Raw genomic sequence first — 19,347 nt, forward strand, 5'->3', positions numbered from 1 at the left:
AAATGACATTTGATCGTATACATTTAATTGTTTTAGACTCAGTTGGTATTGGTGAAGCAGCTGATGCAGCCGAGTTTAATGATGTAGGAGCCCATACATTAGGAAATATCGCTAAAACGGTTGGCTTAACTTTGCCTAACTTAGAAGCATTTGGTTTAGGGAATATTGAAGCTCTTGAGGGTATAGAGACGACAGATTCTCCCAAAGCTTATTGGACAAAATTAGAAGAAGTATCGGCTGGTAAAGACACGATGACAGGTCATTGGGAATTAATGGGCTTAAATATCCAGACTCCTTTCCGTGTTTTTCCAGATGGTTTTCCTGACGAATTAATTAAACAAATAGAAGATTTTACTGGTCGTAAAATAGTAGGGAATAAACCTGCTTCAGGAACTGAAATCATTGATGAACTAGGTGAACATCAAATGAAAACAGGTGATTTGATTGTTTATACTTCTGCCGATTCAGTGCTGCAAATAGCTGCCCATGAAGATATCATACCATTAGACGAACTTTACAGAATTTGTGAATATTGCCGTGAAATTACTTTAGATGATCCTTATATGCTTGGAAGAATTATCGCACGTCCTTATATAGGAGAACCAGGAAACTTTACTCGAACAAGTAACCGTCACGACTATGCTTTAAATCCATTTTCAAAAACAACATTAGATTTTCTTAAAGACGCCAACTACGATGTAGTCGCAGTTGGGAAAATTGATGATATCTTTAACAGCCAAGGTATTACTAAATCTGTTCGGACTAAGTCTAATATGGACGGCGTTGATCAATTAATCAAAGTCATGGATACAGAATTTAATGGTTTAAGCTTTACCAATTTAGTAGACTTTGATGCCTTATACGGTCATCGTCGTAATCCTGAAGGTTATGCGCAAGCTCTTGAAGACTTTGATCAACGTTTACCTGAAATTATTTCTCATATGAAAGGAAATGATTTGTTGATGATTACTGCTGACCATGGAAATGATCCAACTTATATTGGAACAGATCATACACGTGAGTATGTCCCAATCTTAGTTTACAGTCCTTCATTCAAAGAAGCTAAGGAACTTGATGCTCGTTATTTCAGTGATATAGCTGCCACAATCTCAGATAATTTTAATATTGAAAAAACTGAAAATGGTCAAACATTTTTAAGTCAATTAAAATAAAGAGGAGAGATAGTATGTTTGAAACAACGGTTAATTATTTAAAAGATAAGGGCATGACAGAGCCTGAAGTTGCCCTAATTTTAGGATCAGGCTTAGGTGACTTAGCCAATCAAATTGAATCAGCTATATCAATTCCATATGAGGAAATACCTGATTTTCCTGTTTCAACTGTTAAAGGTCACGCTGGAAAACTTGTCTATGGAGATTTAGCTTCTAAAAAAGTTATCGCTCTTCAAGGTCGTTTTCATTATTATGAAGGTTATGATTTACAAACAGTCACTTATCCAGTTCGTATTTTTAAAGAACTTGGTGTCAAAACAGTTATCATTACGAATGCTGCTGGTGGGGTCAATGAAAACTTTACACCAGGTGATTTGATGATTATAACCGATCATATTAATTTAACAGGTGAAAATCCCTTAATTGGTCAAAATCTCGATGCACATGGACCTCGATTTGTTGATATGACTGAAACGTATAGTAAAAGAGGTCAACAGTTACTTCATGAAATTGATGAAGAACTCAATCTTTCTTTAAAAGAAGGTGTTTATACTTGGTTTACAGGACCAACATATGAAACACCTGCTGAAATTAAATTTGCACGTACAATTGGTGGAGATGCTGTTGGGATGTCTACGGTACCAGAAGCCATTGTTGGCAAACACTGTGGACTTGAAGTCATTGGTATTTCTTGTATTACAAATTTAGCTGCTGGAATGCAATCGAGTTTAAATCATGAAGAAGTGGTTGAAGTCTCAACTATAGTAAAACCTAAATTTAAGCAATTGATTGAAAAATTGATATTAAAGTTATAGTTTATACATTTAACGGTTGTATAAAAGATAGCGGCAGAGATATTTATTTGAATTATGTGAAAGATAATGTTATGATTCAACAAGTGATTTTTGAAAAGGAGGGGAAATAGATGTTAATACGTTCGAAAAATAAAAATGAAAAAATTGTTATGGGTTTATTATCTTATACTTTGGATCATTCTTCGACTGAAGAGCAGAAAAAGTTGCTTGAAGAATATCGTAATGACCCAGATAAAGAAATTTATTTATATAAAGATGATCAATCAGATAATTTTGTCGGCATCGTTACAATTGAACGTAATCATTTAGATGATGCGTCTGAAGATGAGATTGAAACGATTTTAGTTCCACGGATTGCTGTAATCCCTTCTTTTCGAAATGAAGGTGTAGGTTTTAGTATTTATCAAAATTTACGCCAATTGTATCCTAATGCAACTTTAATTGGTTCTATTAAAACGAGTGATCTGTTAGCAAGATGGTCAAAAAGATACCATGAAGCAATTGATGGAGTAGAGGAAGCATGAGTCAAGAAAGTTTAAAGTTGGAGCTACAAGCCTATCAAGGGCCATTTGACTTACTACTGCATTTAATCAAACAACTTAAAGTTGATATTAATGATATTCCTATGCATGAAATAACAACTCAATATATGAATTATCTTCGCTCAATGCAAGAATTAGAGTTAGATATTGCAGGGGATTATTTAGTGATGGCGGCGACTTTATTAGAAATAAAGAGTCGCCTTTTGTTGCCTATTGAACCTAGTACTGAAATGGATGACGACTATCAAGGGCAAGATCCCAGACAATTGCTTGTTCAACAATTATTATTATACCAGCAATTTCAATCGGTTGCCGATAGTTTAGAGGAAAAACAGGAACAAAGGGCTAAATTATACACTCGCCAACCAGTAGATTTATCACATCATCAAACTTTTATTCCTTTAGAAGAAAATGAATTAAGTGTCGCTGTTTTAAATCAAGCAATGATTCAAGCCTTAGTGAACGCCTTTGAACGCAAACCACAATTAAAAGAAATACAACATGACCCAATTACAGTGGATGAGAAAATTAAAGATATTATGATTTTACTTGACGAGATGAATTTTGAAGATGAAATTCAATTAACCGATCTTGTATCTTCTGGCTCAAAGCAGGAATATATTGCAACATTCTTAGCGATGCTCGAATTAGTAAGAAAGCAACAAATTATTTTCCATCAACCTCATGCCTTGGAAATGATTAAAATTAAACGTATTAGATTGGCAAAGGATGTGACTATTTGACCATAAAAATGCAAATTCACGGACTATTATTTGTAGCAGGGGAAGACGGTGTTAGCCGAGAAGAACTGGCGCAAGTTTTAGCTGTAGATTTAGAGTCCATTTCGAATGCACTGCAGCAATTACAAATAGAATTACAAGAAAATCCTGAAAGTCCAATTGAATTAGTTAACTATAATCAACGCTATCGTTTGGTTACTAAGAAGGAGTTAGAATCAGTACTAGTGGATTTTGCTCGTTCACCATTTGTAACACAGCTATCGCGCTCAGCGGTTGAAACATTAGCTATTATTGCTTACCGACAACCAATCACCCGTATGGGGGTTGACCAAATTAGAGGAGTAAATTCAGCAGCCATGATACAACGGCTACAAAGCCGTGATTTAATAAAAGAAGTTGGCCGTGTGGAATCACCTGGAAGACCGATTTTGTATGCTGTCACAGATTATTTTATGGACTACTTTGGATTGAAATCACTCAATGATTTGCCAGAGATTCAAGAACTTCCATTAAATTCTGAAGCCTCCTATAGTGATTTGTTTAATATAAAAGAATGGCAAGTCGATTTTTTTGATGAAGAAAACGAGTATGAAAATTAGGAGGTGGAAGTGTGGAAAGATTACAAAAAGTACTGGCACATGCAGGTGTCGCAAGTCGAAGAAAATCTGAAGAATTGATTTTAGAAGGCCGTGTTTCTGTCAATGGTGATAAAGTAACTGAATTAGGCACTAAAGTGAATACTAGTGATTTGATTGAAGTTGATGGAGTGCCAATTTATAAAGAAGAACCAAGATATATTTTATTATATAAGCCTAAAAATGTTATTAGTGCAGTAGCGGATGATAAAGGTAGAGAAGTGGTAACGGATTATATTCATTTGATTGATGAACGCATTTATCCAGTTGGACGCTTAGATTATGATACGACAGGATTAATATTGCTGACAAATGATGGTGAATTTGCTAATTTACTCATGCATCCGAAATACCAAATTGATAAGGTTTATGTGGCAAAAGTAGAAGGTATAATGACTTCTGATGAAATATTTAAACTAACCAATGGTGTTGTAATTGATGGGAAGAGAACTAGTCGTGCTAAAGTGAAAGTCTTACAAGAGAATATCAAGCAAAATACAAGCATCGTAGAGTTGACGATCCACGAAGGTTGGAACCATCAAGTGAAAAAAATGTTTAAAGCAGTTGGACATGAAGTGATTAAGTTAAAACGTGAACGATTTTCCTTCTTGAACTTACATAAAATGAATCCAGGTGACTGGCGTGAATTAACAGCTTTTGAAGTTGATAAATTAAGCAAATTGGCTAAAGGATCAGCAAATTAAGATATAATTTACTGAATAAAAAAATGTGAAGAAATGAACAAAGCCACTTAAAAAGACTTGAATTTATTTACAATTATGTTATGATAGTATCATAAAATTAAATAACGTCTTCAGGGCAGGGTGAAATTCCCGACCGGTGGTAAAGTCCACGAACCGAAATAATTTTGTTTTGGTTGATCTGGTGTAACTCCAGAACCGACAGTAAAGTCTGGATGGAAGAAGAATTTTGTGCAATATATCTTTTTAAAGATTATTTAATGTACGCTATTTGCTGAGGACTTGGTAGATGGCGTATTTTTTTATTGCATAAGGCTCTATTGTAAGACGAAATAGAGGAGAAAGATTTATGGTTAAAAGAAAGTTGTCGGTTAGAACTATGATTTTGTTAGCTATTTTAGGGGCATGGGCAATTGTATTACGGTTTTTTGATTTTCCAATTTTACCTGCAGCTCCGTTTTTGAAAATAGATTTTAGTGATTTAATGGCCTTCATTGGAATGTTAACTTATGGTCCGGTCGGATTAATTACTGTTGCAGGAATTCGAGATTTAATCAACTATATTACTAGTGGTGGTCAAGCTGGTTTGCCAATTGGTGTTATCATGAGTTTTATGGCTACATTAGTGATGTTTTTACCAACACATTATATTTTGAAATTTACATCTACTAAACAATCAATGGCTAAAACAATTTCATTGAGTCTTAGCTTAACAACTGCCTTAGTTTTAACAATGGCTATATTTAATTATTATGTAGCTCTTCCTATTTATACAACCGTCTTAAATTTTCCAATTAATGACTTCTTTGATTATGTTTTATCCATAATTGTGCCATTTAATCTAATCAAAGGAATTATTTTAAGTATTGGACAAATTATTGTTTTAAGATCAATCGTACCTATTTTAGAAAAACGTCAAATTCTATACCCTAATTACCAAGAAACTATTAAATTGCCTCATTCGATTCAATCATCTGAATCGCACGCGTAGGGCACTCAAAGACTGCATTGCGACTGCTAATGTGGTCTTTTTCATTGGCACTTTCTTTGACAAACGCAATTCCTTCATCATTTGTGTCAAATAGGTCTGGATAATTTAAATAACATCTTCCACAGGCGATGCATTTTTCAGATTTAACAAATAGTTTCACAAAAACTCCTCCATATGTTACAATTAGTTTACAAATAAGCATCAAATTAATGTAAAAGCGTTTAACTTTTGTTAATTTAAGACAATATCGTGTATATTTATGTTAGTATAGTTCAGAAAGTGTTGCGAGCTCATGCTTTATAACTTAATATTCTGTTAATACATTAAATATTGTAACACATGTAGGAGGAATTTGAATGTCAAATGATAATTATCCAAATCAAAATAATGAGAATCAAAATGAACGTCATGAAAATGTGAGTCGTTCAAATCAACAATCAAATAATAAAATGCCTTGGAATCGTGGCTTTGGTCAAGATGAAAATCCTAAGAAACGCCAATTTTCAAGATCAGCACGTAACCAACCAAACAAGGAAGCAACAACCTTGTCAAAAGTTTTATTATTCCTTATTGTTGTCGTGTTAATTTCGCCTTTTATGCTATATTGGGCAGTGAATGCTACTCGTAAAGAAGAAGGCGCTCAAACTTCTTCTATGGAAAATCTATCGATTAATCGTTCTATTAGTGAATCAGAGAGTAAATCAGAAGAGTCTGATGAAAGTTCTTCAGAATCTGAATCTGCTTCAAGTGAAGAAAGTGTAAGTTCAATTGAAATTGAAGAATCGTCTTCAGTCGTTGAACAATCTTCAGTTGAAGTACCAGAAACGCCAATTCAACCACCAGTTGAATCAGCTGAAGTTTATGTTCCAGAAACACCAGTTATACCAGAGACACCTGCGACAGGAAGTTATACAATCCAAGCAGGAGATTCTTGGTGGAGTATATCTGTAAGCTTCGGTGTCGATGTTTATGAGCTCGTTCAAATGAATGGAGCAACAATTGAAACACCAATTTATCCTGGAATGCAAATCGTTGTGCCATAATTCAAGGCATTACATAACTATTTAAAATTCATTTCAACCCCTAGCCTGTTTGGGCTAGGGGTTGAAATGGTGTATATAGTAAACAAATTATGATATTAAGTTGAAAGTAGGCAAATATATGGAAAAAATCGCAATCGCTATTGATGGGCCAGCATCATCTGGTAAAAGTACAGTTGCAAAAGAAATCGCGCAACGTTTAAATATCACTTACATTGATACAGGTGCAATGTACCGAGCAGTAACTTATTTATTAATGAAAGAGCAGATCGCTTTTGATCAATTAGAAAAAATTGAAGAGTTCATTAAACACATTGACTTTGATTTTAAATATATCAATCAAGAACTTCATTTATTTATTAATGGTGAAGATCTTACCAAAGAAATCCGTTCAGTGGAAGTTACTCAAAATGTATCAGAAGTGTCTGCCATTTCTGTTGTACGAGATTTGTTAGTTGAAAAACAACAAGCAATTGCGAGTGACCAATCGGTTATCATGGACGGTCGTGATATTGGTACAGTTGTTTTACCAAATGCACAATATAAATTCTTCTTGACTGCATCGTCAAAAGTTAGGGCAGAGCGCCGTTATAAACAAAATTTAGAAAATAATATGACCTCACAAAGTTTAGAAGAAATTGAAGCTGATATTATCAGACGTGATCAATATGATTCTACAAGAGCAAATAGCCCATTACAAAAAGCGGACGATGCAATTTTAATTGATTCAAGTGATTTATCAACTAATGATGTTATAGAATTTATTATTCAAAATATTGATGATAATTTATAAGATGTATTCTATCAAATTTAAGATTATATCTAATAAAGCAATCCTTTACTGGACGATAGTTAAAAAATTTGATAAAATATAATTATGTGGACCAATATACATTTTTGGCGACAATTTTAAGGCAATTGCTTATTAGGAGGAACTGGTACATGGCAGAGTTTGTTGAGAACAATGAATTGAACGAAGAAGTTAATAATGAAGAAACAGTTGAAGAGACAACTGAAGAGGTAGTTGAGGAAACTACTGTTGAAATTGAAGAAGTTGAAGCTACAGAAGCTGAAACAACTGAAGAAACAACTGAAGCAGAAGAACCAGCAACAATGGAAACAATGGAAACAATGGAAGATGCATTAGACAGCGTTGTTGAAATTAAAGTTGGTGATACTGTATTAGCAGATGTGCTTGCATTTGATGATAAACAAGTACGTGTTGCAATTAAAGAGAGTGGCGGTTTAGAAGGTGTTATTGAACGTCAAGAATTGTCTGCTACACCTTTTGAAGATCCATCAGAAATTTTAAATATTGGGGATGAAGTAGAATTAGTTGTTTTACGCCCAATTAAAGATAAAGAAAATGGAAATTATTATTTATCTAAAAAACGTATCGATGCTAAAAAAGTTTGGGTAGAAATCCAAGAAAAAGCTGAGCGCGGTGAAACAATTGAAGCACCTGTTAAAGATGTTGTTAAAGGCGGTTTAGTTGTTGATGCTGGTGTTCGTGGTTTCGTACCTGCATCAATGGTAGAAGACTACTTTGTAGAAGACTTCTCACCATACAAAGGTAAAACTTTAGAATTCCAAATCGTTGAGATTGAACCAAGCGAAAACCGCTTAATTTTATCTCATAAAGAAATTGCACGTAAAGAACGTGAAGAAAAACGTGCTGAAATTTTAAACGACTTAGAAGAAGGTTCAATTGTTGAAGGTACTATTGCTCGTTTAACGAACTTTGGTGCGTTCATTGACTTAGGTGGAATTGATGGTTTAGTTCATATTAGCCGCATTGCGCATGAACACATTGACAAACCAAGTGATAAATTAACAATTGGCGATAATGTTAATGTTAAAATCTTATCTGTAGATAAAGAAAGAGGACGTGTATCATTATCTATTAAAGATACATTAGCTGGACCATGGGATGATATTGAAGAAAAAGCGCCAGAAGGATCTGTTTTAACAGGTACTGTTAAACGTCTAACAAGCTTTGGTGCCTTTGTTGAAGTATTCCCAGCTGTTGAAGGTTTAGTACATATTTCTCAAATTTCACACGACCACATTGCAACTCCACACGAGAAGCTAGAAGAAGGTCAAGAAATTGAAGTTAAAGTATTAAGTGCTAACCCTGAAGAGCAACGCTTATCATTATCTATTAAAGCTTTATTAGATAAACCAGCATTTGAAGAAGGACAAGCTCCTGCTGAATCAAATCGCAGACCTCAATCAAATAACAATCGTCCACGTAATAATAAACAAAACAATGCAAATACATTTGCATCAGATGATAGTTCAGATTCTGGATTCTCATTTGCTGATTTATTAGGTGCCGATGAGTTAAAAGCTTTAAGATCTGAAAGTGATGATGAATAATTAAATATTCATTTAATATGAAGACTGACGCTTGATGCATCAGTCTTTTCTTATTTTTAAAACAAATGAGGTGAATTTATGAGTATACCAATTGTTGCCTTGGTTGGTAGACCGAATGTTGGGAAGTCGACAGTCTTCAATCGTTTAATTGGAGAACGTTTATCCATTGTTGAGGACGAACCGGGTGTTACACGTGACCGTATCTATGCAACCGCAAGCTGGTTAAGTCGTGAATTTCGATTAATCGATACAGGTGGGATTGATCTGTCTGATGAACCCTTAATGAATCAAGTTCGTTATCAAGCTGAAATAGCCATGGATGAAGCCGATGTGATTGTTTTTGTTGTTTCTGCTCGTGAAGGATTAACGGATATTGATGAAAATATTGCTAATCAACTTCATCGAACTAAGAAACCTGTTGTCGTAGCTGTTAATAAAACCGATAATCCAGAAGAAAGATTACAAGTTTTCGATTTTTATGCTTTGGGACATGGTGAACCTTTCCCTGTTTCTGGCGCCCATGGAACCGGATTTGGTGATTTATTGGATGAAGTTATTGCTAATTTCCCAGAGGATGCTAGCCATCAAGATGAGGACAACTCCATTAAATTTAGTTTTATTGGCCGTCCAAATGTTGGCAAATCAAGTTTAGTTAATGCAATTTTAAATGAGCAAAGAGTAATTGTATCCAACATAGAAGGAACTACACGTGAAGCTGTAGACACTTATTTTACTGATGAAGACGGTAATACTTTTACCATGATTGATACGGCAGGTATCCGTAAACGTGGGAAAGTATATGAAAAAACAGAGAAATATAGTGTTCTTCGTGCAATGTCTGCTATTGAGCGTAGTGATATTGTTTGTTTAGTTCTTGATGCTGAAACAGGTATTCGTGAACAAGATAAAAAAGTAGCAGGTTATGCCTATGAAGCTAATAAAGGTATCGTAATCTTAGTCAATAAATGGGATTTAGTTGATAAAAGCGATAATTTATTTGATTCATTTACGAAAGATATTCGTCAAGAATTCCAATATTTAAGTTTTGCCCCGATTTTATTTGTCAGCGCTGAAACAGGTCAACGCCTAAATCGATTACCAGAGCTTTTAGTAACGATTTATGAAAACCGTAATCGTCGTATTCAATCATCATTATTAAATGATGTTTTAATGGATGCCGTTGCGATGAATCCTACACCTACCGATAAAGGTCGTCGATTAAAAATATTCTACTTAACACAAGTTGCAGTCAATCCACCAACATTTGTTGTTTTTGTCAATGATAAGGAACTGATGCACTTTAGTTACGAACGTTTTCTAGAAAACCAATTAAGACAATCTTTCTATTTTGATGGGACTCCTTTAAGGTTAATTGTCCGTGAACGTGAATAATCGATTAAAATGCATCGAATCAAGTCCTAAATGTTGTATTATCAAGTTTGATATGCTATTCTTAGATATGAAATAATTGTTAAAAGTTTTAACAATGAAATTTCAAAAACTTGCTTATTAGCAATTATATGGGAGGAATTTATTATGGCAAACAAAGCAGAATTAGTAGAAAAAGTAGCAGCGAAAACAAATTTAACTAAGAAAGACGTTACAGCAACTGTTGAAGCATTATTTGAAACAGTTCAAGAATTATTAGCTGAAGGCGAAAAAGTACAAATCATTGGTTTCGGTACTTTTGAAGTTCGCGACCGCGCAGCTCGTAAAGGACGTAACCCTCAAACAGGTGAAGAAATCCAAATCGCTGCAAGCAAAGTTCCAGGCTTCAAAGCTGGAAAAGCTCTTAAAGACGCAGTAAAATAATTTATACTATTCAACCGTTGGAGCCTAGGCTCTGACGGTTTTTTTTGGATAATTTTATTGGCTAAACTCCCATATAGGCTAATATTTATTTGAACGCTCATTATTATTTTAAAAGTAATATAATTCTTCACATTTACATAACGTTAATCGTGAGCTTCATGTTATAATATATTTAATGAATAACTGGAGGTTATTGGATGTCGTTGTTTGACCAAATATTAGATGAAATTAAAACAATTGAAACGATTGAAGATTTAAACGTAAGTTTAGCTCCATATTATCAATCAGCAGCTGATGAAAAAGAATCTTATCAAGCACTGTTAGATATTGCACAGTATTTAAATCGCTTAGGCTATCGTGATTTTAGTATTGTTATTTTAGAAAGACTTTATGATATAAATCCGCTAAAAAATGTTGGCTATCAAATTGCTTTAGCTTATTACCAATATCAATATTATGAGCAAGCAAATGATTGGCTTGATGAAGTTAGTCCTAGTAAATTAACGTATAAATATGCTTTTTTAAAAGCACAAATTTTAAATGCTCTAGATCATTATAATGGAGCACGGGAATTGTTAATCGAATTGATTAAAGAATTTCCGACTCAAGTAGAACCTTATATTATTTTGTCAAAATTATATGAAGAACATGGCATCGTAGATCGAGCAGAGTACTATTTAAATGTTGCCTATGAATATTTTCCCAACCAAATTAATCAATTAGAAATACGGAAAAAATTAGCCAATTTCGAAATCAGTAAAGAAATGATGAATATCGAAAAAATTGAAGAAATGTATGCTAATGAGAACTTAGAGAATGGTGATGAAGATTATTATTTATTAGCAATTGCCTATCAAAGGTCTAAGCAATTCGAAAAAGCGATTGCGATGGCGGAAAAATCCATTCAAATGAATCCAGACAATTTTGAAAGTCATTTTCTATTGATGGAACTCTATCAAGACACTAATCGACAATCTGCCTTGAAAAAAGAAATTACCTGGCTAGCCAAATCTTTGCCGCCTTTTGATCCAACGATATTAAAATTAGTAGAAGTTGCTCTAACAGTGGATGAAGTCAGCATTGAGCTCATTAATAAACTGGAAGATTATTATTTCCTTGCTGACGAAGAAGTAGATCAGTATCAAATTATTTCACTGATTGTAAAATATTACTTAAAAGAAAATAACCCTGCGATTGCTTTACATCAACTACGTACGTTAGGAGAAGAGTTTGACGATCAAAATTACTTGAGTTATTTATATGCCATTACATTTGAAAGTTTAGCTAACTCAGAAGAAGCAAATAAGTACTTTATGAAAGCAATTGATTATTTAATTAACGAACCAGATTTAATTTTAGATTATAGTCGTTTTTTAATGAATGAAAATAATTATGAAGAAGCAAGGAAACTTGTTAAACGATTTGAAACAAGTATTTATCAATCACCAGAATTAACTATTTTGTCTAAGCAAATAGAAAATCATTTTGGTGGAGAAAAATAAGACGATAAATGGAGGTGCCGTATGTTGAATAAGAATCAAATGAAAAGAGAGTTTTTAACTCAGATTGTCAATCGATATGAACATGTTAATCCATCTGTTACATATCTAATGAATTATTTAATTAAACAACCGAATATTATGGAGACCATTGTATTTACTGATCAAGTTAAATATGCTCCTAGAGGAATATATGTATCTTATCAATATAATTCGGCTGTGCCTTTTATTTACTATAAAAATCAACGAACGTATACAAATTATGAGCAAGCTTTTCATGACTTGAGATTAAATATGATGTATAAAAAAGAACTCTTTTATTTAGAATTGAATGTCCCACAATACTTTCAGTTGGCCTATGTATTAGATGTGTTTGAGGAAAATCCATTTGTGCCAGAGGATGAAGATTTACTTAAAAATACGAATCAAACTTTAAACCATCTAAGTACACAAGCCTATATTAAATACATTACCCAGCAATTAGATGAAGCTTTGGATCAGCATAATTACGAACAAGCTGATTACTTTGTCAATTTGATTGAGCAATTGAAAGGAACTGATTATGATTTATAGTTTGACTAATCCACTATTTCAAAAAGCAAAATCAGTGATGAAGCAAATTGAGTCTCATAACTATGAGGCTTATTTTGTTGGTGGGTGTGTAAGAGATACACTATTGAATTTACCCATACATGATATCGATATTGCAACAAGTGCTCGTCCAGATGAAGTTGAAATGATTTTTGCTAATACCATTGACTTAGGGAAACAACATGGAACGGTGATTGTTGTTTGGCAAAAAGAAACATATGAAATCACAACTTTTAGAACGGAAGATTCGTACAGTGATTTCCGTCATCCAGATAATGTTCAATTTGTCAGAAATTTGCAAGAAGATACTTTACGTCGTGATTTCACGATTAATGCCTTAGCTTTCGATATGAATGGACGATTATATGATTACCATGGTGGGAAACTTGATTTAGATGCAAAGATAATTCGCGCTGTTGGCAATCCTATGGAGCGTTTTTACGAAGATGCTTTGCGCATATTCCGGGCTATTCGTTTTGCTTCGCAACTCGGTTTTACTGTAGACGGAGAAACTTTCCGTTCTATGAAGGCATTAGCGAAAAACCTTAATCAAGTTTCAATGGAACGCATTCGAATTGAAATGACAAAGTTTTTGCAAGGTAAATACTTCAATGATAGTTATCAATTATTGATTGATGCCAATATTTATCGATATTTACCAATGATGAATGTGGCTAATATTCAAGAAGTGTTAGATCAACTTGCTAAGAAATATTATGCCATGCATCAACACGATTATGAATTTTCAGAATCCATGAGTTGGGCCATATTCTTAATGGAATTGCCTTTTAACAGTGTTACAGATAAAAGACATTTTCTGAAAGTATGGACCCATAGTAATCAGACCATTAAAGATATAAAAAATATTGTTGAATTAATTCCGTTATTTAAAGCAAATCAAATTGATCTTGAAACGGTCTATCATTATCAAAATGAAATTTTATTGGAAGTAGAACAATATATGCAGTCACAAGCGATTATCCAAAAACCATCCATTGAAGTCATGTTTAATTCATTACCGATTAAACAAAGAACAGACATCGTTGTCAATGGAGCTGATATTATGAAGATGTTAGGTTTAACGAAAGGGAAACCAATTGTTGGTGAATTGATTGCTGAAATCGAAAGAAATATTATTTTACAACAGCTTGATAATACACAGGAGGCAATTGAAGCTTTTGTTAGTTCCTATTTAAAAGATTCAGTGAAATGAGGTCATATTTAATGAAGAAAATTGCTGTCGTTGATATTGAAGCAACAGGTCCTAACTTTGAAAAAGGTGATCGTATGATTCAAATCGCAGCGGTTATTTACCAAGATGGTAAAATACTTGGGCAACATAATATGTACATCAATCCTGAAATGGCCATCCCGCAACATATTCAACAGTTAACAGGAATTACACAAGATGTTGTAGAAAAAGCACCTACTTTCAAACAAGTGGCTCCTTTATGGTACGAACGGTTAAAAGACTGTTTGATTGTTGCTCATAATTTAGCTTTTGATTTAGTCATGCTGCAAGAGAGTTTTCTTTGGGCAAATGAAGTAAATTTTAATCCGTCTGCTATCGATACCGTAAAATTAGCAAAAATTTTAGTGCCGTGGGCGGATGGCTTTAATTTAACCCAACTCGCGAATTATTATGAATTGCCTTATAAGGATGCACATGATGCCGCCAGTGATGCTTATATAACGATGCAAATATTATCAAAACTAGGGGATGAAGTACTTAACTTAGACAATGAATTATTTAATCGATTATATCCCTATATTGTGCATTTGCCACATGATGAAAAAGAATTTTTTGACCAGCCACAAATGTTTTTAATTCAAACACAATATGATTCAATTGTTTTCAATGACAATCTAACTATTGAACATGAGCAAAATTATTCTTTAATAAGTCAATTAATTGTTGAGAAAATAAGCCATCATCCTAGGTTAATCTTTGAAAAGATGAATCCAGCGATTAAAAATAGTGAGTTGGTTGACGTTATCAAACAATTAGCTTTTACTAAACCAATGGTCATAGGATTTGAATCACTAAATCGACTAAATTGGTTTGTGGAGCAATTAGATGAATTAATGGATAAAGGCTCAGTCGTGGTTTTAAAAAAGGACAATCATTATTTACATTTACCTGCATTTGAAGAATTAATCGCAACTAAGGAAATTCATTTATTAAATCAACAAGAAATTATTAGTATTGCGGCTACGATTCGCTGGTTGTCTACTACACAGACAGGGGATTATGCGGAAATCCGAGATGAATTAGTCGTGCAACCACTACTTGAGAAATATTGTCGGTCAACGCTGGCCAACAAAGTGAATCCTTTTTACTCATCTTTAATTAAAGCAGCAAAGAAAACTGATTTAATATTAATGGAAGCTCAAAAAATTTCAACAGCTAATCTTCAAACGGAAAGTTATTTATTTAATCGAAGGATTTTAATTTTAAATTATGAAGATTGGGTAGAAAAACAACGTTTAAATCAACAAAGTAGACTGTCAGTGAGTTTTCTATTCACAGAATTACAGTCTGTTTTTGATTATTTTGTCTACCAAGCTACGCTGCAACCTAATGAAAACGAACTGAATATCCAACTCAATCGTTTAATGGATATTTTTTATGAATTAAATGAAGTATTGAAAAATTATATTGATAAAAGTGATGAGGTTAAAAGTACAAAGCATTCTTATGAATATTTTCTAAGCGATTCCTTAATCTTTGAATTAAATATCGGCTGTTTTTTAAATGAACTTAAAGCGATCGCTTTAAGTATTGATCATCTATTAAAACAGGCTAGAGTAGTCACTGACTATCGTTTACAGCGTTTAATTCAGCTTATACTAACTTTTGTTTATCAAGATTCCGACCAATATTTAATCGTAAAAGGTCAATTTTCGAATCATTTTGTGCATAATATTGAGTTGATTGCGAGACCATTGTTTATTGAAAATCCATTTAATGAAAATCCAAAGCAGGAAGTGTATTTATTTAGCCGTCGATTCTATCAATATAAACAAAAATCAGGGTCTTATCAATGGTTAAAAAATAATCATTTCCAACCTCTACAATTGCCGAATCAAATAGAGCAAAGTATTGATATAAAACTTCCTGTTGGTTATATTAATACGACTGATTTTACGCTAGATAATAATACAGAACAAGATTGGTTAACAGATGACACGATTGCGATTAAACAACAAGTGGATTTTTTAACAGATTTTTCTGATCAGCTAGAAAACCGGATCATCATATTAGCTGCTAATCAAAAAGCTAAAGAGTTAACCTATGAAATGATTAAGAAATCGAAAATCTTAACGGAACTTTATGGTGTTTTATGTCCTGGAATTAACGGGAGTTTAAATCGTGTATTACGCCGGCAAGAAGAGATGGAAAAAAGTATTTTGATTTTAACTTTTTCTAATTGCTATAGTTTTCAAATGAATGATATAAAAACTAAGCGGACGATTCTTATACAACGCCTACCTTTTGCTAATCCGAATGTTCCTATATTGAATGCATTGGCAAAGTATAATCGTTGGGATAGCCATCTCGAATTTAATCAGTTACATTTACCTTTAATGCAATCACGTTTAAATGATCTTGTGTTACAATTAGCTGTTAATCCGACCGTTGACCAGCTTTATTTATTCGATGATCGTGTATTCACTAAATATTATTCTTATGAATTGAGAAATAATTTAAACCCTTGGATAAATTTTTTAATTTACGATGACTAAAAGTTAAAATTGCTGTATTATAGATAATAGATTTAAAAAAGGAGGCTAATTGCTTGAGTCGAAAAACAGTGACGACCATTAGCGTCATCCTATTAGTCATACTCGTTGGCCTATTTTGGCTTTTTATGGAAAGTCAAGCTAGTATTTACCAAGCTGAAGATGAAGCTATAGCAATTATTGAGGCTGATTATCCAGTTGATCAGGTAAATGAATTTTACTGGGTTACCTTTGATGAAACGTATTTCAGTACTGAATTTATTGATACGGATGGCGTTCATCGTTATGCCATTATCAGTCAAGAGGGTGGCGATACTGATTATTATACTTATGATGAAATCATCTCTGAGCCACAGGCTAAAGAACTGACACTATCAGACCTTGGTGAAGCAGAAATTATTCAGGCTCGATTAGGTAAAATGGAGATGAATCCTGTTTGGGAAGTTACATTACGTAATACAAACGGAACATTAACTTATTACTATCTAAATGCCAGTGATGGCACATGGATACAAACAATTGAGAATATTTAGGAGGATTTATGGATACAATTACAATGCAACAAGCAGCCAATTATGTTGATCAAGAAGTAGAGATTTTTGCATGGGTTACCAATAAAAGAAGTAGTGGGAAAATAGCTTTCTTACAGTTACGTGATGGACATACTTATTTTCAAGGTATTGTCGTAAAAAATGATGTTACAGAAGAAGTTTTTGAAACAGCTAAAAATCTATCACAAGAAACAAGTATTCGTCTAACGGGAGTTGTTCAAGTTGATGATCGCAGCAGTTTAGGTTATGAACTTTTAGTTAAAGACATCGAAGTGATCGGTGAAAGTCATGATTATCCGATTACACCAAAAGAACACGGAACCGACTTTTTAATGGATCACCGTCATTTATGGTTACGTTCAAGTAAACAACATGCCATTATGACAATTCGTGATGAAATTATTTATGCGACTTATCAATTTATGCGCCAAGAAGGTTTTATGAAGATTGATTCACCTATTTTAACTTCTAGTGCACCTGAAAATACGACTGAATTATTCCATACGGAATATTTTGATGAAGAAGCTTATTTATCACAAAGTGGTCAATTATATGCTGAAGCTGCAGCCATGGCATTTGGTAAGGTGTTTACATTTGGTCCAACATTTAGAGCTGAAAAATCTAAAACCAGACGTCATTTAATTGAATTCTGGATGATGGAACCTGAAATGGCTAATTATAATCATGAACAATCGCTAGAAGTTCAAGAAAAATATGTAGCTCATTTAGTTCAATCAGTCATTGATAACTGTCAAATGGCCCTAAAAACACTTAATCGTGATGTAGACTTATTGGGAAAATATACCCAATTACCTTATCCACGTATTGAATATACTGACGCAATTGAACTACTACAAAAAAATGGTTTTGATGATGTAGAGTGGGGCGATGATTTTGGTTCTCCACATGAAACCTTTATCGCATCTCAATATGAACAACCGATATTTATTGTTAATTATCCTAAAACGATTAAGCCATTCTACATGAAGGTTAATCCAGCGGATCCAAGAACAGTCTTATGTGCTGACATGATTGCTCCAGAAGGTTATGGAGAAATTATTGGTGGTTCTGAGCGTGAAGATGATTACGAAACATTAAAACAAAACATTATCGATTTTGGTTTAGATTTAGAGCCGTATGAATGGTATTTAGATTTACGTAAATATGGAAGTGTCCCTCACTCTGGATTTGGTATTGGTTTAGAAAGAGCTGTAACTTGGATAAGTGGTACCGAACATATCCGTGAATCATCTCCATTCCCACGTTTACTAAACCGTATTTATCCATAATATTAGAATTTTGATTTTGAGGAACAATTGATTTCAGTTGTTCCTTTTCTGATGAAGCAACAAAGGAGTTTAAGATGAAAAGTACAATTTATGATTGGATGAAGTCCGGTCACTCAATGGTTCCCAATATTTTACTGAATCAATTTCACAAATTAAATGTTAGTGGTGATGAGTTTGTTCTTATTTTGTATTTAATGACTCAAATTTCCTATGCTCAAAATTCTAATCAAATTGATCACATGTCAATTTCTTTAGGTTGGAGCCAACAAAAGATATTTGAACATCTAAATAATTTAATGGATAAGGACTATTTAGCCATTGAACTTGTACCCGATCATAATGGTAAGCAGTCAGACCATTATACTTTACGACCTTTATTTGAAAAGCTTGATGCGGTCTTCTTCCAACCAGAAGTTAAAACAAAAGTTGAACATGAAGAAGAAGAGGATACCTCATTAGTAGCTTATTTTGAAAAAGAATTTGGACGCGTACTATCACCCATTGAATTGGAAGTTCTAAGTAATTGGATGCGGGTGGATAAATATCCGGATGAACTTATTAAATTAGCATTAAAACAAGCTGTTTTGAACCAAGCTTTAAGTTTCAAATATATTGATGCTATTTTGTTGAATTGGCAAAAACGCAGTATTCGTACGGCTATCGAAGCTGAAAAGCAAATTGAGCAATTTAACCAAAAACAACAAATGAAAAATCAAACGATTGATACCAGTCAATACGATGATATTGAAATTCCTATTTTACGCTATGACTCGAGAAATCGAGAATAAGTACAAATCAAAAAGCGAGCATTTCCAAATTAATGGAATATGCTCGCTTTTTCTATAA

Annotated in this window: 20 protein-coding genes and 1 riboswitch; of the genes, 19 read left to right on the plus strand and 1 reads right to left on the minus strand. The window is 33.4% G+C overall.

What is annotated here, in order from left to right:
• Nucleotides 1–2 precede the first annotated feature (2 nt).
• From deoB to ACTQ54_RS04580, 7 genes are all read left to right on the plus strand, one after another.
• Nucleotides 3–1,172, plus strand: coding sequence for a phosphopentomutase (deoB, locus tag ACTQ54_RS04550; protein WP_441754974.1), 1,170 nt, complete (start codon nt 3–5; stop codon nt 1,170–1,172).
• Nucleotides 1,169–1,987 carry a purine-nucleoside phosphorylase gene (locus tag ACTQ54_RS04555; protein ID WP_441755082.1) on the plus strand — a complete coding sequence of 273 codons (819 nt, stop codon included), beginning with the start codon at nt 1,169–1,171 and terminating at the stop codon, nt 1,985–1,987. The genes deoB and ACTQ54_RS04555 overlap by 4 nt, the downstream gene beginning before the upstream one ends.
• 110 nt (nt 1,988–2,097) lie before the next feature.
• Nucleotides 2,098–2,511, plus strand: coding sequence for a GNAT family N-acetyltransferase (locus ACTQ54_RS04560; RefSeq protein WP_441754975.1), 414 nt, complete (start codon nt 2,098–2,100; stop codon nt 2,509–2,511).
• Nucleotides 2,508–3,272 carry a segregation and condensation protein A gene (locus tag ACTQ54_RS04565; RefSeq protein WP_441754976.1) on the plus strand — a complete coding sequence of 255 codons (765 nt, stop codon included), beginning with the start codon at nt 2,508–2,510 and terminating at the stop codon, nt 3,270–3,272. Before ACTQ54_RS04560 ends, ACTQ54_RS04565 begins: the two co-directional genes overlap by 4 nt.
• Nucleotides 3,269–3,868 carry an SMC-Scp complex subunit ScpB gene (scpB, locus tag ACTQ54_RS04570; RefSeq protein ID WP_441754977.1) on the plus strand — a complete coding sequence of 200 codons (600 nt, stop codon included), beginning with the start codon at nt 3,269–3,271 and terminating at the stop codon, nt 3,866–3,868. Before ACTQ54_RS04565 ends, scpB begins: the two co-directional genes overlap by 4 nt.
• A gap of 11 nt (nt 3,869–3,879) precedes the next feature.
• Nucleotides 3,880–4,608: a pseudouridine synthase gene (locus ACTQ54_RS04575; protein ID WP_441754978.1), complete on the plus strand. Its 729-nt coding sequence runs from the start codon at nt 3,880–3,882 to the stop codon at nt 4,606–4,608.
• 102 nt (nt 4,609–4,710) lie between these two features.
• Nucleotides 4,711–4,836, plus strand: a riboswitch (FMN riboswitch).
• A gap of 118 nt (nt 4,837–4,954) precedes the next feature.
• Complete coding sequence (locus ACTQ54_RS04580; protein WP_441754979.1) at nt 4,955–5,596, plus strand: ECF transporter S component; 642 nt, start codon at nt 4,955–4,957, stop codon at nt 5,594–5,596.
• Here ACTQ54_RS04580 and ACTQ54_RS04585 read toward each other — a convergent pair.
• Nucleotides 5,553–5,756 (minus strand): ferredoxin, encoded by a 204-nt coding sequence (locus ACTQ54_RS04585; RefSeq protein WP_441754980.1) that lies wholly within the window; start codon nt 5,754–5,756, stop codon nt 5,553–5,555. The two genes, ACTQ54_RS04580 and ACTQ54_RS04585, sit on opposite strands and share 44 nt — an antisense overlap.
• Nucleotides 5,757–5,952: 196 nt before the next feature.
• On the opposite strand from ACTQ54_RS04585, the gene ACTQ54_RS04590 reads away from it, so the two are divergent.
• From ACTQ54_RS04590 to ACTQ54_RS04645, 12 genes are all read left to right on the plus strand, one after another.
• Entirely contained in the window at nt 5,953–6,639 is a 687-nt protein-coding gene (locus ACTQ54_RS04590) for a LysM peptidoglycan-binding domain-containing protein (RefSeq protein ID WP_441754981.1), read from the plus strand.
• 118 nt (nt 6,640–6,757) lie between these two features.
• Nucleotides 6,758–7,429 (plus strand): (d)CMP kinase, encoded by a 672-nt coding sequence (cmk, locus tag ACTQ54_RS04595; RefSeq protein WP_441754982.1) that lies wholly within the window; start codon nt 6,758–6,760, stop codon nt 7,427–7,429.
• 320 nt (nt 7,430–7,749) lie between these two features.
• Nucleotides 7,750–9,015: a 30S ribosomal protein S1 gene (rpsA, locus tag ACTQ54_RS04600; protein WP_441755083.1), complete on the plus strand. Its 1,266-nt coding sequence runs from the start codon at nt 7,750–7,752 to the stop codon at nt 9,013–9,015.
• A gap of 78 nt (nt 9,016–9,093) precedes the next feature.
• Nucleotides 9,094–10,407, plus strand: coding sequence for a ribosome biogenesis GTPase Der (gene der, locus ACTQ54_RS04605; protein WP_441754983.1), 1,314 nt, complete (start codon nt 9,094–9,096; stop codon nt 10,405–10,407).
• Nucleotides 10,408–10,551: 144 nt separating this feature from the next.
• Entirely contained in the window at nt 10,552–10,827 is a 276-nt protein-coding gene (locus ACTQ54_RS04610) for an HU family DNA-binding protein (protein WP_441754984.1), read from the plus strand.
• A 197-nt stretch (nt 10,828–11,024) separates the two neighbouring features.
• Nucleotides 11,025–12,329 carry a tetratricopeptide repeat protein gene (locus ACTQ54_RS04615; protein WP_441754985.1) on the plus strand — a complete coding sequence of 435 codons (1,305 nt, stop codon included), beginning with the start codon at nt 11,025–11,027 and terminating at the stop codon, nt 12,327–12,329.
• 21 nt (nt 12,330–12,350) lie between these two features.
• Nucleotides 12,351–12,899, plus strand: coding sequence for a YpiB family protein (locus ACTQ54_RS04620; RefSeq protein ID WP_441754986.1), 549 nt, complete (start codon nt 12,351–12,353; stop codon nt 12,897–12,899).
• Nucleotides 12,889–14,130 carry a CCA tRNA nucleotidyltransferase gene (locus ACTQ54_RS04625; protein ID WP_441754987.1) on the plus strand — a complete coding sequence of 414 codons (1,242 nt, stop codon included), beginning with the start codon at nt 12,889–12,891 and terminating at the stop codon, nt 14,128–14,130. Before ACTQ54_RS04620 ends, ACTQ54_RS04625 begins: the two co-directional genes overlap by 11 nt.
• An 11-nt stretch (nt 14,131–14,141) precedes the next feature.
• Entirely contained in the window at nt 14,142–16,664 is a 2,523-nt protein-coding gene (locus tag ACTQ54_RS04630; RefSeq protein ID WP_441754988.1) for an exonuclease domain-containing protein, read from the plus strand.
• A gap of 53 nt (nt 16,665–16,717) precedes the next feature.
• On the plus strand, nt 16,718–17,194 hold the full coding sequence (locus ACTQ54_RS04635) for a hypothetical protein (RefSeq protein WP_441754989.1): 477 nt from the start codon (nt 16,718–16,720) through the stop codon (nt 17,192–17,194).
• Between the two features lie 8 nt (nt 17,195–17,202).
• On the plus strand, nt 17,203–18,501 hold the full coding sequence (gene asnS, locus ACTQ54_RS04640; protein ID WP_441754990.1) for an asparagine--tRNA ligase: 1,299 nt from the start codon (nt 17,203–17,205) through the stop codon (nt 18,499–18,501).
• A 74-nt stretch (nt 18,502–18,575) separates the two neighbouring features.
• On the plus strand, nt 18,576–19,289 hold the full coding sequence (locus ACTQ54_RS04645; protein ID WP_441754991.1) for a DnaD domain-containing protein: 714 nt from the start codon (nt 18,576–18,578) through the stop codon (nt 19,287–19,289).
• The last annotated feature ends 58 nt before the right edge of the window (nt 19,290–19,347 follow it).

It is taken from the genome of Fundicoccus sp. Sow4_H7, from assembly GCF_052115865.1.
GTDB lineage: Bacteria > Bacillota > Bacilli > Lactobacillales > Aerococcaceae > Fundicoccus_A.